We start from the raw sequence: 15,794 nt of genomic DNA on the forward strand, positions 1-15,794 counted from the left end.
TCATTGCAAATCCTCACTTTTTTCCTGTTCAACAGGAAGATCGATAATGAAAGTTGCTCCAACATCGGGAGTGCCGTCCGCGTCAATCACACCATTGTGGCGTTCGACGATCTTTCGGCATGTCGCCAGGCCAATACCGGTTCCCCCATACTCAAGACGGCCATGCAAACGCTGGAAGATTGTAAAGATCTGATCCTTGTATTGATTGTCAAAGCCGATACCGTTGTCGGCCAGTTTGATGCGCCAGTATCTGACCTTGCCTTTGGCGTTGCTTTTGACCGAATGCTCTTCTGCCGAAACCCTGATTACCGGATCCAGGTCCGGCTTCCGGAACTTCAATGCATTTGAGATGAGATTCTGGAAGAGTTGGCGCATCTGAATCGGATCGGCATCCAGTGCCGGCAACTCACCGAACTCAATCGTGCCACCGGATTCCTGTAGCTGAATCTGCAGGTCCGATCTTACACCCTCGATAACCTCACACAGAGACACTTTCTCAAAAGGCTTCGCGTTGGTGGTCACGCGCGAATAGCCGAGCAGGTCATTGATAAGCTCACGCATCCTGAACGAGGCATTCTGCATGCGCTCAACAAACACCTTGCCTTCGTCCGGCAGGCTTTCGCCGTGCTTTTTGACCAGGCGGTCACCGAATGCCTCAATCTTGCGAAGGGGTTCCTGCAGATCGTGGGAAGCGACGTAGGCGAATTCCTGCAGTTCCTTGTTTGAGCGGGCCAGCTTGTCATTGTAGGCGCGCAGGCGTTCTTCGTGGCGCTCAAGTTGAGTAATGTCCTGGTAAGTCGCGATGGAGCCGCCGCCTGTCATCGGCTGGTTCATCACGGCCATCACGCGGCCATCGCGCAGGTACTGTTTGATCGTTGAGCGATGCGCCAGACGGCTTGGATTATCGCGCGCTTTCAATGCCATTTCAGCATCTTCATCGCGGTAATTGCCCAGCGAGATACTGTATTTCATGATATCTGAGAGAAGCATGCCCGGCTTAACCTTTTCTGGCGAAAAGCCATACATTTCAAGGTATTGACGGTTGCATAAAATCAGACGCTGTTCGGAATCGAACATGCACAGGCCCTGAACCATGTTGTTAAGCGCAGTATCCAGGTGGGAACTTGTCGCGGTTAACTCGCTGGAGATATTCGCCACTTCCAGCTCGCGATTTTTCAATTCCGTGATGTCTGTGCGAATGCCGGCCGTGCCACCGTCCTCGGTGGCTTTCTCCATGATCCTGATCCAGCGGCCGTCTTCAAGCTGGCGTTCGTAGGGAACGCCGGGATTGCGATGGCGTTCCATTTCCTGTTCGAAGATCTCTTCTTCCGACTGTCCGTCGCCCTGCAATCCTCCCCGCGAAATCCCTGTACGCAACATGGTTGCATAGTGCGCACCTGGTTTGATCAGGTCACTGATATGCGGGTTCAGCTCAACAAATTGCTGGTTGTAGACCGTCAGGCAGTCATTGGCGTCGTAGACCACGAACCCATCACCAATCGCATCCAATGCCAACATCATCCGCGCATGGGCGAGCCGGGCGATCTGCTCCAGCGCGCTTACATCGGTGTTGCCGAGCTCGAGGTGCAAATTGTGGACGGTTTCGACAACCGAACCGTCCGGCCTCGGATTGCGGCTGATGGTAATCGTGTTGCCGTTGCGGGTCCTGAAATTGAATTTCTGCTTGCCCTGGAGCAGGCGGGACGTTGAAGTTTTGATGGCCTGCTCGATTTCATCATGTTCAAGCGACTGACCGGACATCGATATCCTGATCAGTTCACGCAGGTTCCGGCCTTCGTGCAGTTCACGATCGTGATAGCCACACAAGTCCTTGTATTTCTGGTTGAAACTGACGAGGTTCAGATCTGGATCGAATATCGCCACACCGGCGTCGACCGCATCCAGCATCTCCCGGTCCTGCATTTTCTGCCCATCAGAATTTGCCGGCTCTGGTGCTGCCCCGGAGTTCGAAGTCTTAGATTTCATTTTGCCAATCCCCAATTCCCGACGCTCAACTAGCACAAGGACGTTAACGCTTGGTTTGTTTCATTGCGGCGCGCTGTCCCCGAATCCACTGGCAACGTGCAGTGCATCTGTACAATGCACTTAAGAGTTGATTCAGAAAATTACGGTACCGAAGTGCGTACCGCGGGACGGCGGAATAGAACCCAGGCGCAAAACCGGCATGGCACATGCCTGCTTGCAGCCATTTGATATTGAGTGGGCGGATGCAGGCAGACGACGAAAAAACCCTTGCCGGATTATTACTTGCGCTAGGCGTGGTCCTGGCTCTCTACTTTCCGGAGCTATCGCCTTTCTTCGCACCTTATCTGCTGCCGTCGCTGTTTTTCGTCATGGTGTTTTCACTCCTGCCGTTTGCCCGGATTCGTGCGGACAAGCTCCTGCACCTTCATCCCATCGTAGTTCCACTGATTTTATGGCAGCAGTTGCTGTTGCCGATCGGGACAATCGTTGTTGGGCGGCAGATTGGTCTGGACACCCAGATCATCTTCTTCATCGTCCTGACGCTTACCAGCGGATCGCTGTTCGCATCTCCAACCCTGGTGCAACTCATGGGCCTTGATCAGCGCATTGCGGTGCAAACAGTGGTGCTGTCCACACTTGCAGCGCCCGGGTTTATCTACCTCTTCTTCAGTATTCTTCACACAGGTCCGGTTGATCTGGATTTGTGGAAATTCGGCGAGCGGCTGTTCTGGTTTCTGCTGGTTCCTGTTTGCATCTTTGTTGTTGCCCGCATGGTTGTCGGGAATTGGTCCGAAGCCAAGAAAGACCAGGTGGATCGCGTCGGCAGATGGGGCTCCGTCTTGTCGTTGGTTGTCTTCTGTTTTGCGCTGGAAGACGAGGTCAACATGCACATCGCCGCAAATGTGCAGGAAGTGATCAACTACCTGTTTATCGGCACTGTAACTGCGGCGGGCGTGGCTGTTTTAACCCGCGCAGTCATGAGCCGCTTTGGGCCCCGTGCCGCGGCTACGGCAACGGTGCTGGCGAGTTTCCGCAATGTCGGTTTGACCTTTGGGCTGGTGGGATCAATTGCCGGTCCCGAAGTTGCTGTTTACGTGGGCGTTTGCCAGATCCCCATGTTCTGCGCACCGCTGTTCTTCGATCTGTTCATCGGCAGATCGCAGAAATCTGATCAGCCGGGCGATCAACACGCATCCTCAAAACCGTTACCGGATCCCATACCAGACAGTCCGGATCCGACCGAAAAAGTCAGACAATCACTGCAGCAACTCAATTCATTGGTCGCGAGCCTGCAGCAGACAATATCAGAAAGAGAGAGACCAGCTATGATCCAGAACACCGCACACTCGCCCGAGTCTGCCGGGTTGGCATATGATGGCAATGCAGCTCTCGCAGTCAGTGCAGAAGCGCAAAGCCAGGCGGTTAGCAGTCCAGCGAATCCAGACCAGGCGCCTCTTTCTGAACTACAGATCAGGATGGAAATCAGAAAACGCATGGTGGATGCGCGTGCACTGCTTGTCAGGCTCGAAACCGAGATGCACGAAACGACCGCCAAAATCATCGGGCACCCCGGTCGTTATCTTGCAGTCTTCGCGGTGCTTGCCACAGTGGGGCTCGCTGCGATCTGGCAAGGCAACAGATACTTCTATCCGATGCTGTTCAATGACGAGATGTTAGTCGAGGTTGCCGAAGCGCACACTCAAGGGCGCAACTATGGTGTGTTTGATCTCAACATCAATATTCGCGATCTGCGCGATGAAACCATAGAGCGTATGACGGGCACACCTGATCTCGTGGTGCTTGGTGCAAGTCATTGGCAGGAGGCGCATGTAGACCTGCTTCCGCAGTATAATTTCTACAACTCCCACGTTCATCGCGACTATTACGAGGACATGATGGCGGTAACCGAGATGTGGGTTCGCCATGACAAATTGCCCAAAGAGATGATCATTACCATTCGGGACAACCTGTTCACCCCGGTTTCCGAGCGTACCGACTTCCTCTGGTATCCGGGCATCAAATACTACCGGGATTTCGCTGACCGGATCGGGTTCAAGCCGCATGCCTGGTGGGAGACGCTGCCTTACCAGACCTGGCGTGAACTGGTTTCATTGCCGCTGCTTTGGTCGCAAGGGAAACATCAGCTGCAATCCGATGTCATGCCGCATGCCACGGATGCGCGGAACTTTGACGGCCTGGACACACTGCTCCCGGGAGGGTCCATCCTCTGGTCGGGTGAGCATCAACGCATCTTCACTGCGCAACGTGCCCGCGATGAAGCGTTGAATTTTGCCAAGGCCCGGCGCAATGACCCACCGAAGATTGACCCCAAGGGTCTGGTGCACATGGAAGCGCTGTTTGATTTTCTCAAAAAGCAGGGCGTCAAGGTGACGCTGGCCCACCCGCAGTTCAATCCGGTCTTTTGGGAGGCTGTTCAAGGCAGCCCGTATGTGGACGGATTGGGCAGAATCGAACAGATCACCCAGGACTGGGCCAAAAAATATGGCTTTGCAGTGATCGGTGGATTTTCACCGGATGCAGTCGGTTGCCGGGCAGACCAGTACATTGATGCTGAACACGGCGATCCGGCATGCCTGGGCGCGCTGCTCGCTCAGTATGATGTTGTGAATGGCCGGACATCTGCTGAAAAAACTTCCCGCACGAGCCAACTGAAGAAGCACTGAACCGGCCCGCAGACGAGCATTGAAAAGATCAGAGTCGCGGATTCCCGGCGCGGCAAAATTAAGTTGTAGGACGAAGCCATGATTTTTAACTCATACGAATTCATTGTCATCTTCTTGCCAATTGCATTCGCAGCCGTAGCGCTTGCTCATGGTATCGGTGGATGGAACATGGCGTTTGCCGTGTTGGGACTGGCGTCCCTGGCATTCTATGCAAACTGGGGCCCTGAATTCCTCGGCATTCTGCTGGTTTCGATCATCTCCAACTATGTAATCGGAAGTATCATTATACGCTCCAGGGAGAACAGGCTTCACTCCCGATCCCTGCTGGCGATCGGAGTGCTCGGCAACCTGGGAGCGCTGGGCTATTTCAAGTACACAAACTTCTTCATTGATGTCGTAAACCAGACAACCGGGACCGGCTTCAGCCATCTCAGCATCATTCTGCCGATCGGCATTTCATTTTATAGCTTTATCCAGATCGGATACCTGATTGACGCCTATAATGGCATGGTCAAGGAAAAATCCTTCGTCAAGTACTTCACTTTCGCTTCCCTGTTTCCCTGTGTGACAGCCGGTCCGCTGGTTCTCCAGCGTGAGATTTTCCAGCAGATGGAAGATCGCAAGGATGCGTTCCTGGACATGACGCGAATAGCGGCCGGGCTTACCCTGTTCACGATCGGCCTGTTCAAAAAAGTGGTCTTCGCAGACGGTATTGCCAGCTATTCCGATACGGTCTTCAATGGTGTTGCCGCCGGGCAGGGGCTTGAGGTCATGACCGCCTGGCTTGGCGCCCTTGCCTATTCATTCCAGCTGTACTTCGATTTTTCCGGTTATACCGACATGGCGCTTGGCCTCGGTGCAATCTTCGGAATCATGTTGCCGCTTAATTTCAATTCGCCGTTCAAGGCAACCAGCATTTCAGACTTCTGGCAGCGCTGGCATATGACGATGACCCGGTTTTTCACAAACTACGTCTTTTCGCCAATGGCCATGAAAGGCATGCGCAAAGCAGTCGCCGGCAAGTACGGGCCTGCGCGCAAGTTTGTCGCTTCCGGCGCCTGGCCGATTGTCTTTACCATGCTGGTGGCAGGCATCTGGCACGGTTCAGGCTGGGTGTTCGTGATCTACGGTCTGATCCACGGTTTTGCAATTGCCATCAACAATGCATGGAGGCATTTCAACATGCCAAAGCCGGCACCGGTCACAGGCTGGTTCCTGACAATGCTGGTGGTTGTCTGTGGCCTGGTTGTATTCCGCGCGCCTGACGTACCCACCGCCGTGACGATCCTGGCAACCATGTTCGGGGCAAGTCAGTTCATTGTGCCGCAGGGAATTGAGGTTGTGCAACTTGCCGTGGCCGATGTTGTGCCGATGATTGTGCTGTTCGGCGCAATCGTGCTGCTGATGCCGAATTCGCAGGAAATCGTTTCGAACACCTGGATCTCAACGAATGACAAGCCAAAGTCGATCGGCAGGTTTGCCGAGAAGATACTCTGGATGCCGCAGGCCCGGTGGGGCCTGGCCATTGCCGGCGTATTCGTCGTTTCGTTTTCCATGATCGGATCGGATTCATCATTTCTTTATTATCAATTCTAAAACACCCGCCTTGTTAGTCGTTCAGTAACAGGCGGCTCGTAATTTGATGAAAAAGAGGGACCGACAATGAGACTTTTCGAAACTGTAGCAAGCGTTCTTAACATCGACGCAAATTCACTGACCAACGAGTCCAACGGACGTAACACCGAGAACTGGGACTCGCTGCGTCACATCGAGCTGATACTTGCTGTGGAAACAGCCTTTGGCGTGACATTCTCCATGTCCGAAATGGTCTCCATGCAGGACCTTGGTGACATGCGTACGCTGCTTGTTGAAAAAGGCGTCACGCTGGAACAGGCTGCCTGAAACAAGACGGCGGCAGCGTCCGCAGCTTGTTCTTCTATTGCAGTTCCTTGGTGCGCAGAAAGCGGATGTCTTCATACGTTTTGGCTGCGTAGTCCAGTTCCCACGACCCTTTGGCGAGAAACACGTAACTGCCGTCGCGATCTGTCGCCATGGCCAGCCGGTTGCGCTCACGGAAGGTTGCCAGGGCGGCAGCATCCTCCGACGTGACCCAGCGCGCCATCTCATAAGGCGAGGCTTCAAACTCCAGCGTCACGCCGTATTCCTGCTTGGCGCGTGAGGCCAGCACATCGAGCTGCAGCACGCCGACAACACCGACAATCCACTGCGATCCGACTTCGGGCTGGAACACCTGGATCAGGCCTTCCTCCGCCAGGTCTTCCAGGGCGGCGCGCATCTGCTTGACCCTGGTCATATCCCCCAGACGTACACGACGCAGTGCTTCCGGCGCAAAGGCGGGCAGGCCGGTGAACCGCAAGGCCTCACCTTCGGTGAAGGTGTCGCCGACCCGCACGGTGCCGTGGTTGGGTATGCCGATGACATCGCCGGCCTGGGCGTCCTCGGCGATCTCGCGATCCTGGGCCAGAAAGAAGATCGGGCTGTGCACCAGGATATCCTTGCTGGTGCGCACCTGCTTCAGCTTCATACCGCGTTTGAAGTGGCCTGAGCACACCCGCATGAACGCCACGCGGTCGCGATGGTTCTTGTCCATATTGGCCTGCACCTTGAAAATGAAGCCGGTGACCTTGTCTTCGTCGGGCTTGACTTCTCTGGGTTCTGCCGGGCTGGGCCTTGGAGACGGCGCATGCCCGATGATCAGGTCAAGCAGGGGCTGCACCGAGAACTCGTTCAGTGCGCTGCCGAAAATCACCGGGGTCAGGTGGCCTTCCAGAAATGAAGCCTGGTCGAACGGCGCATATCCTGCCTGTGCCAGTTCGATCGCCTCGGATGACGCCGTCACGATGTGATCGGGTACATCTGCCATTTCGCCGAGCTTTTCGGGAGACGGCACCTTGAGGGTCTCGTCGAAGTGCCCGCCACGCCGTGATGCACGCGAGAACGAGCCGTCGCGCAGGTCATAGCAGCCGTAAAAATCCGATCCCATGCCGATGGGCCAGATCATCGGTGACACGTCCAGCGCCAGCATTTCCTGGATCTCGTCAAGCAGCTCAAAGCCGTCACGGCCTTCGCGGTCGACCTTGTTGACGAAGGTGATGATGGGGATGTCGCGCAGGCGGCAGACCTCGAACAGTTTGCGGGTCTGGCTTTCAATGCCCTTGGCTGCGTCGATGACCATGATGGCGGAATCGACCGCGGTCAGCGTGCGGTAGGTGTCTTCGGAAAAGTCTTCATGGCCCGGCGTGTCGAGCAGGTTGCAGGTATGGCCGTCATAGTCGAAGGTCATGACGGAACTGGTCACCGAGATGCCGCGGTCCTGCTCGATCTTCATCCAGTCGGAGCGGGCGCGACGCTGGTCGCCACGGGTCCGTACGGCACCGGCCAGGCGAATGGCGCCGCCGGCCAGCAGCAGTTTTTCCGTCAGCGTGGTCTTGCCGGCATCGGGATGCGAAATGATCGCGAACGTGCGCCGTGAAGCGTGGTCTAAAGCCATGGGAGTTTAAGGCCTTGTGAGATACTTGTCTTTGAGCAGACTGGTTACGGAACCAGGTGCGTTGATGAATGCATGGTTTGCCGAATTGCCATTCCGGACCCGTCAGCGGGCTTGCGCGTGATACTCATCATTGGGCCGCATGTCCACTGCAGATGCCATCCGGTTCGACATGTTGAAGAAACTGGCGACGCTTGAAATGTCCCAGATGTCGCGGTCGGAAAAGCCGACTGCCCGCAAGGCCTGGCGATCGTCTTCGACCATTGCATTGGGTGTGCGGGTGAGCTTGTCGGCAAATTCCAGCATGGCGGTCTGCCGGGCATCGAGGTCTGCGGCGCGGAAATTCATCACCATCTGCTCGCCGAGCGCTGCGTCGCCGGACAACTGCCGGACGGCCGCGCCGTGCGCGGTCAGGCAGTAATAGCACTGGTTCACGGCAGACACGGCGACAGCGATCATTTCGCGTTCCAGCTTGGACAGGTTTGAATCGCCCAGCATGAGATCATTGTACAGATCAGCAAACGCCTGCAGCTTGACGGATGAAAACGCGTACGCCTTCAGCACGTTCGGAATGAAGCCAAGCTTCTCGGTGCATTTGTCGAAATAGGCCTGCTGGCGCTCTGTCAGTTCATCAACCTTGTCGATGGTCAAGGCTGTGGCGGGCTTGCCGGAAGTCGTCATCTATTTGTCTCCGCTGGAAATTGAAGGGGGATAATATAGATGTTTTGAATGCATGGCCATTATCGGAAAGCTGTCCTATGCTGAAATATTGGGCAGTTGCAAAAAGGGTGGAACGTCGTGTCAGAAAAATCCAAAACAGGCTCCGTGCAGAAACGTTCAGCAAAAAAGACAGGCAGGAGCACGCTGGACAAGACGCTGCGTAAACAGCTGTTTCGGGAGGCCGTGGAGGAAGACGTTGCCGGACTGACAAACGCCGACGTCGACCTGCTGGTTGAAAGAGCCCGTGAGTTTCTGGATGCCAAAGCTCCGGGCCGCGTGAAGATCCGGATTACGGATTCAGGTGTGAGTGAAGGCGCTCTGGCACAGCGCAGTATTCTGGAAATCCTGAATGACGACATGCCGTTTCTGGTCGACTCGGTGATCAATGCCCTGTCGGTAAAAGGGCACACTGTCCGCACGGTGCTGCATCCCGTGTTTGCCAGCGAGCGCGACAGCAAGGGCAAGTTGAAATCCCTGGACAATTCGAAGAAACAGTCGGGTGATTTCCTGCGCGAAAGCTACCTGCATATCCATCTCGAAGCGATGAATTCCAAGCGCGAACAGGATGAGCTGGTCGCCGAACTGCGCGACATACTGGATGAAATTCGAGCCGCCGTGGTCGACTGGCAGCCGATGCAACATGTGATACAGGGCAGAATTGAACAACTCAGGACCAAGGCCTCACCGCTGCCGACTGCCATTGTCAGCGAAACCATCGATTTCCTGAGCTGGCTGCTAAACAACAAGTTCACCTTCCTGGGCATGTGCCAGTACAGGCTGGGGAAAAAGGGCGGCAAGAAACAGATGATTGCCGACGAGAAATCCTCGCTGGGCGTGTTGCGGCTGCAACGCCACCAGGTGATCCAGAACGCGGCGAAACGGAACCTGTCCAGCTACAAATCCGGTTACGCGATTGTCGTGGAAAAATCCGACCTGGTATCCCGGGTACACAGGTCTGCCGTCATGGACTATGTAGGGCTTTACGATTTTGACCAGGCAGGAAATGTTGTCGGCGAACTGCGCGTGGTCGGCCTCTTTGCCTCGACCGCCTATACCGAAGCCGCCAGCGGCATTCCGCTGTTGCGCCGCCGCATAGACGCGGTGATGGCGCTGAGCGGATTTACACCGAGCGGCCATTCGGGCAAGGGCCTGCTGAACATTCTTGAAACCATGTCGCGCGATGATCTGTTCCAGATCGAGTCGGAACAACTGGCGCCGCTGGCAATGGGCATGTGGCGCCTGCATGAGCGGCCGCGCACGCGCGTGTTCCTGCGGCTGGACCGGTTCGAGAGATACGCAATTGCGTTCGTGTTCTTTCCACGCGACAGGTTTTCGTCCGACCTCAGGGAGAAAGCCGGCGCCATCCTGGAGAAGCACTACCAGGGCAAGACCCTGGAGTTCATGCCCAATTTCGGCGAAGGCACGCTGGTTCGCGTCCGGTTCATCGTGTCGCTGGGCGTGTCGGCGAAGAACCTGCCGGACCCGGATCTGGTTGAAAGAGAAATCGTCGAGGCGACGCGCAGCTGGGGTGATGAGCTTGCAGATGCGGTGACGGCCAGTACGGACGGGTCGGCGGGCCGGTCGCTGGCGAGGCGTTATGCCAACGCGTTCCCGGCGGCGTATCGCGAGGCCAACCGGATCACCGAAGCACAGCACGACATAGCGATCATGGAGGCGCTGAACACCGAAACGCGCACGGCAGCCGAGTTTGCGCCGCCGGTTGGAAATCACGGTGCGGTGTGGCTGAAGCTGTTCAACCTGGCATCCCCGGTACCGTTGTCGGCCCGACTTCCCCTGCTGGAAGACATGGGGCTCAGGGCGCTGGATGAAAACACCTATATCGTCCAGCCGTCCGGCAAACCGGGATCGGGACAGGAAGTCGACGCTGTCTACATCCATGAGGTTGCGCTCAGTCGCGACAATGATGCCGCGATCGATGAGCAAAGTTACCAGCAGCTGCAGGACTGTTTCCTGGCTGTCTGGACAGGCAAGGCCGACAGCGACCCGTTGAACGGGCTGGTATTGTCTGCTTCGCTTACCTGGCAGGAAGTGACCGTGTTGCGGGCGCTTGCGCGCTATCTGCGCCAGACCGGCTTTTCATTTGCGCTGTCAGTGATAGCCGGAACGCTGGTGCGTTACGGAGATGTGACACGACTGCTGGTGGACCTGTTCAAGGCGAGGTTCCAGCCCGGCCACGCCAAGGCGGACACACTGGCGGATCGTGAGAAGCTTCAGAACAAGCTGCTGCAGAGAATCGAAGATCTTCTGGCCGATGTTCCCAGCCTCGATGACGACCGGATCATTCGCCACATGGTAGGTGTCATTACAGCCACGCAGCGGACCAATTTCTTCAACCTGGAAAACCTGCAGGGCGGCCTTCCGATTGCCCTGGCAATGAAGATACACAGCAAGGACGTGCCCGGCATTCCGGCGCCGGTCCCGTTCGCGGAAATCTTCGTCCATTCCACACTTGTCGAGGGCGTGCATCTGCGCGGCGGCATGATTGCGCGCGGTGGATTGCGCTGGTCCGACAGGGCGGAAGACTTCCGCACCGAAGTGCTGGGCCTGGCAAAGGCCCAGAACGTCAAGAATGCGGTTATCGTGCCGGTCGGGGCCAAGGGCGGATTTATCCCCAGACAGCTTCCTGCGGGCGGCAGCCGCGATGAGGTGTACCAGGCTGGAACGCTGGCCTATCAGTCGTTCATTTCAAGCTTGTTGTCCCTGACCGACAATACCAAGGGCGGCAAGATCATCCCGCCGCCGAAAATGGTACGCCAGGATGGTGACGATCCGTACCTGGTGGTTGCCGCCGACAAGGGAACGGCGGCGTTTTCAGATGTCGCCAATGCAATTTCCTCGGACGCCGGATTCTGGCTTGATGACGCGTTCGCGTCCGGCGGGTCGGCAGGTTATGACCACAAGAAGATGGGCATTACCGCGCGCGGTGGCTGGGAGGCCGTCAAGCGCCATTTCCGGGAACTGGACCGTGACATCCAGACCACGCCGTTCACGGCTGTTGGCGTCGGCGACATGTCAGGCGACGTGTTCGGCAATGGAATGTTGCTGTCCGAGCAGACCAAACTGCTCGCCGCGTTCGATCATCGCGACATATTTATCGATCCGGACCCGGATGTGGCGACGAGTTTTGCCGAGCGCAAACGGTTGTTCGACCTGCCGCGGTCGAGCTGGCAGGACTATGAGCGCAAGCTGATCAGCAAGGGCGGCGGCATCTTCTCGCGGTCCGAAAAGCAGATCAGCCTGTCGCCCGAAATCATGGCTGTGACCGGATTGACCGCGTCCAAGGTAACGCCCAATGAACTGATGCGGGCGATTATCAAGTGTGATGCCGACCTTCTGTGGTTCGGCGGTATCGGCACCTATGTTCGCGGGCAAAATGAAACTGATGCAGATGCCGGCGACAAGGCCAATGACAGTATCCGTGTCACGGCCCGGGAACTTAAGGTCAAGGCGGTGGGTGAGGGCGCCAATCTCGGCATGACCCAGCTTGCACGGGTCGAGTTTGCGCTCAATGGCGGGCGCATCAATACCGATGCCATCGACAATTCGGCGGGCGTGAACTCCTCAGACGTCGAGGTCAATCTCAAGATTGCACTTGGCGAAGCTGAATCCGCCGGCAAGCTGAAACGGGCTGCCCGCAACAAGCTGCTGGCCGCCATGACCGACGATGTCGCCGACCTTGTGTTGCGCAACAATTATCTGCAGACCCTGTGTGTGTCGCTGATGGAAGGGACCCTGTCTCGGGACAGGGCCGGGTTGTCACGCTTGTTCAGGGAACTGGAAAACCGCGGTGGCCTGGATCGCGCAATCGAGTTTCTGCCGTTCGGCGAGGAGCTTGATGATCGCCTGAAGTCGGGCGGTGATCTGTCCAGGCCCGAAATGGCCGTGTTGGTTTCTTATGCCAAAATTGTTGTCTTCAATGACCTGATGGCGCAGGGATTTGCGTCCGACCCGTATCTTGAAAACGAGCTGATGCGGTATTTCCCCAACCGGATGTCAAAAACCTACAACTCCGAAATCTCCGGCCACCGATTGCGCCCCGAGATCATCAGTACCTTGATCGCCAACTCCATCGTCAACCGCTGCGGCCCGTTGTTCCTGTTCGACCTGTCGAATGACACAGGCATACAGGCCGGAAACCTTGCAAGGTTCTACGTAGCGAGCCGCGACAGCTTCGGCTTTGTAGATATGAACGAAGCGGTCGACAGGCTTGATAACCGGATATCCAGCGAACAGCAGATGTCCCTGTATGCACGCCTGCAGGACGGCATGGCAGATGCGGTTGCCTGGTTTGCGGCCAATGAAACGACCACTTCGGACCTGTCGCAACTTGTGCCGGTTTACAAGGACGGTATCGCATCGCTTGCCGGTGCCTTGTCCGACATTCTGCCGGAAAACCAGAAGACCCAGCTTGCAAGCGATGTCGAGGAGATTTCAGCACTAGGGCTGGATGCGAAAACCGCATTGAAAATTGCCGGTCTGAGATACCTGGTGCGGGGACTGGACGTTGTGCAGATCGCGCGCCCGGCAAACCGGCCGGTCAAGGAAATCGCCAAGACCTACTTCGGCCTGAGCGGAACACTTGGCATCGATCATATTCTGGCCAGCGCACAGAACCTGCCCAGTGAGAGCGACTATGACCGCCAGGCAATTGCGGGTATCCGGCAGACGGTGCAGCGGTCGGTGCGCAGCATTGCTGCCGACGGTGTCAAGGCGACCCTGTCACCGGCACGGCAGGAACTGGTCACCCATACCGGGGACGAACTGTCCCGCATCTCCAGGGAAGCCGACTTCTCACTGGCCAAGTTCGCCGTGATTGCGAGCCAGCTGGGCGTGCTGGCCAAAGCGTAGACTACTCTACGACCACTGCGGTGCCGGCGGCAGTGACCATCAGCATGGAACCGTTCTGACCAACGGTTTCGTAGTCGATATCAACGCCGATGACCGCATTTGCACCCAGTGCGGATGCCTTGTCGGTCATTTCGGCAATTGCGGTTTCGCGGGCATCGTTGAGGACCTTCTCGTAGGCACCCGAGCGCCCGCCGACAATATCGCGGATAGAGGCAAACAAGTCGCGAAACAGGTTTGCGCCCAGAATGGCTTCACCGGCCACGAGACCCTTGTAGGCAGAAATCCGGCGGCCATCGATTGTGTTGGTGGTGGTAACGAGCATGAACTGCCTCCGATTGGTTAAGAGTGTTGATCTGTTTGAACTAATGCCTGAAGTGTCGCATTCCGGTGAAGATCATTGCCAGCCCCTTCTCGTCAGCTGCGGCGATGACATCGTCATCACGCATCGAGCCGCCGGGCTGAATGATGGCGGTGGCACCGGCGGATGCGGCCTGCAGCAGGCCGTCGGCAAACGGGAAAAACGCATCAGACGCGACCACGCTTCCGGTGGTCAGGGTTTCTGCAATACCGGCGGCGTCTGCGGCGTCACGTGCCTTGTGGGCCGCAACGCGGCTTGAGTCGATACGTGACATCTGGCCGGCGCCGACCCCTACGGTGGCACCGTCCTTGGCATAGATGATGGCATTTGACTTGACGTGCTTGGCGACACGGAAGGCAAACAGCATGTCGGCCATTTCCTGTACGCTGGGGTGGCGCTTGGTGACCACCTTCAGGTCGTCGGCATGAACCCGGCCATTGTCCCGCGACTGGGCAAGAAAGCCGCCGGCAACCGTCTTGAAGGCGATGCCGGGCTGATCCGGATCGGCCAGGCCTTCAGTTGTGAGCAGGCGCAGGTTTTTCTTGGCGGCGAAAACGGCTTGGGCAGCCTCGCTGACACCCGGCGCAATGATGACTTCGGTGAACACGTCACAAACCACTTCCGCGGTTGCCTCGTCGATCGGCCGGTTGAACGCAACGATACCGCCGAAGGCGCTGACCGGATCGCAGCGCAAGGCGAGCCGATAGGCCTCCAGCGCGGTTTCAGCGGTGGCAACGCCGCACGGATTAGCGTGTTTCACGATAACGCAGGCTGCATAGTCGGCCGGATCAAATTCACTGACGCATTCGAACGCCGCGTCGGTATCGTTGATGTTGTTGTAGGATAACTCCTTGCCCTGCAACTGACGCGCGGTTGCCACCCCTTCGCGGATCTCGCCGGTGCGGTAAAAACCTGCCGACTGGTGCGGGTTTTCGCCATAGCGCAGGGTCTGTATCAGGGTTCCGCCAAGTGACCGGCTGGTGCCCAGGCCCTCGCCTGCCTCTCCAAGCAGCCAGGTGCTGACAATTGAATCATAAGCCGCAGTGCGGGCAAACGCCTTTGCCGCCAGTCTGGTGCGGGTCGGCTGCAGGGTGGAGCCGGCGTGCGTGCGCATTTCCCCGATCACTGCGGAGTAATCGGCCGGATCGACAATGGTGGTGACGTCGTTGTGGTTCTTGGCAGCGGCCCGGGTCATTGCCGGTCCGCCGATATCTATGTTCTCGACCAGGTCTTCGTAAGTGCCGCCACCAGCCAGTGTCTGTTCGAACGGGTACAGGTTTACCGCCAGCAGATCGATCGCGCCGATGTCGTTTTCCTGCATCGCGGCCTGGTGATCCGGGTTTGCGCGTACGGCCAGCAATCCGCCATGAACTTTCGGGTGCAGGGTTTTCACCCGCCCGTCCATGATTTCCGGAAACCCTGTCCAGCTGGAAATGTCAGTAACCTTCAGCCCGGCTTCGCTCAGCGTGCGTGCCGTGCCGCCGGTCGAAATCAGGTCAACTCCAAGGTCAGCCAGATCAGTGGCAAACTCAACAAGTCCCGTTTTGTCGGATACCGACAGCAGGGCGCGACGAATAGGGCTCATCGGCCAATTTCTCCATTGCCAATTGCAAAATGAGGCCAAGCGTTAACACGAAGGCGTCAGATGCTGAACAGGCAAGAGAACAAT

The 15,794-nt window shown here is 57.0% G+C and carries 9 protein-coding genes; 4 read left to right on the forward strand and 5 right to left on the reverse strand.

From position 1 onward, the window contains the following. Positions 1-1,986 carry a PAS-domain containing protein gene (locus DHN55_RS05170; RefSeq protein ID WP_108880283.1) on the reverse strand — a complete coding sequence of 662 codons (1,986 nt, stop codon included), beginning with the start codon at positions 1,984-1,986 and terminating at the stop codon, positions 1-3. A 242-nt stretch (positions 1,987-2,228) separates the two neighbouring features. Here DHN55_RS05170 and DHN55_RS05175 point away from each other — a divergent pair, with 242 nt between their 5' ends. The 3 genes from DHN55_RS05175 to DHN55_RS05185 all read left to right on the forward strand — a co-directional run bounded on the left by DHN55_RS05175 (position 2,229) and on the right by DHN55_RS05185 (position 6,572). Then, positions 2,229-4,670, forward strand: a complete 2,442-nt coding sequence (locus DHN55_RS05175) for a hypothetical protein (protein ID WP_108880284.1) — start codon at positions 2,229-2,231, stop codon at positions 4,668-4,670. Positions 4,671-4,748: 78 nt separating this feature from the next. After that, a complete protein-coding gene (locus DHN55_RS05180) occupies positions 4,749-6,266 on the forward strand; it encodes an MBOAT family O-acyltransferase (protein WP_108880285.1) in 1,518 nt (505 codons plus the stop codon). Positions 6,267-6,332: 66 nt separating this feature from the next. Further along, positions 6,333-6,572, forward strand: coding sequence for a phosphopantetheine-binding protein (locus tag DHN55_RS05185; RefSeq protein WP_108880286.1), 240 nt, complete (start codon positions 6,333-6,335; stop codon positions 6,570-6,572). A 34-nt stretch (positions 6,573-6,606) separates the two neighbouring features. On the opposite strand, the gene DHN55_RS05190 is transcribed toward DHN55_RS05185, so the two are convergent. Both DHN55_RS05190 and DHN55_RS05195 read right to left on the reverse strand, forming a co-directional pair. Then, the gene (locus DHN55_RS05190) at positions 6,607-8,181 is read right to left on the reverse strand and encodes a peptide chain release factor 3 (RefSeq protein WP_108880287.1); all 1,575 of its coding nucleotides are present in this window, start codon (positions 8,179-8,181) and stop codon (positions 6,607-6,609) included. A 102-nt stretch (positions 8,182-8,283) separates the two neighbouring features. Next, positions 8,284-8,859 (reverse strand): peroxidase-related enzyme, encoded by a 576-nt coding sequence (locus DHN55_RS05195; protein WP_108880288.1) that lies wholly within the window; start codon positions 8,857-8,859, stop codon positions 8,284-8,286. Positions 8,860-9,003: 144 nt separating this feature from the next. Between DHN55_RS05195 and DHN55_RS05200 the strand changes: the two genes are divergently transcribed. Further along, entirely contained in the window at positions 9,004-13,767 is a 4,764-nt protein-coding gene (locus DHN55_RS05200) for an NAD-glutamate dehydrogenase (RefSeq protein ID WP_337659941.1), read from the forward strand. Position 13,768: 1 nt separating this feature from the next. Here DHN55_RS05200 and DHN55_RS05205 read toward each other — a convergent pair whose 3' ends face one another. Both DHN55_RS05205 and purH read right to left on the reverse strand, forming a co-directional pair. Further along, positions 13,769-14,089 carry a heavy metal-binding domain-containing protein gene (locus DHN55_RS05205; protein WP_108880290.1) on the reverse strand — a complete coding sequence of 107 codons (321 nt, stop codon included), beginning with the start codon at positions 14,087-14,089 and terminating at the stop codon, positions 13,769-13,771. Between the two features lie 40 nt (positions 14,090-14,129). Continuing rightward, the gene (purH, locus tag DHN55_RS05210; RefSeq protein WP_108880291.1) at positions 14,130-15,710 is read right to left on the reverse strand and encodes a bifunctional phosphoribosylaminoimidazolecarboxamide formyltransferase/IMP cyclohydrolase; all 1,581 of its coding nucleotides are present in this window, start codon (positions 15,708-15,710) and stop codon (positions 14,130-14,132) included. Between the last annotated feature and the right edge of the window lie 84 nt (positions 15,711-15,794).

The organism is Anderseniella sp. Alg231-50, assembly GCF_900149695.1.
In the GTDB taxonomy this organism is placed as follows: Bacteria; Pseudomonadota; Alphaproteobacteria; order Rhizobiales; family Aestuariivirgaceae; genus Anderseniella.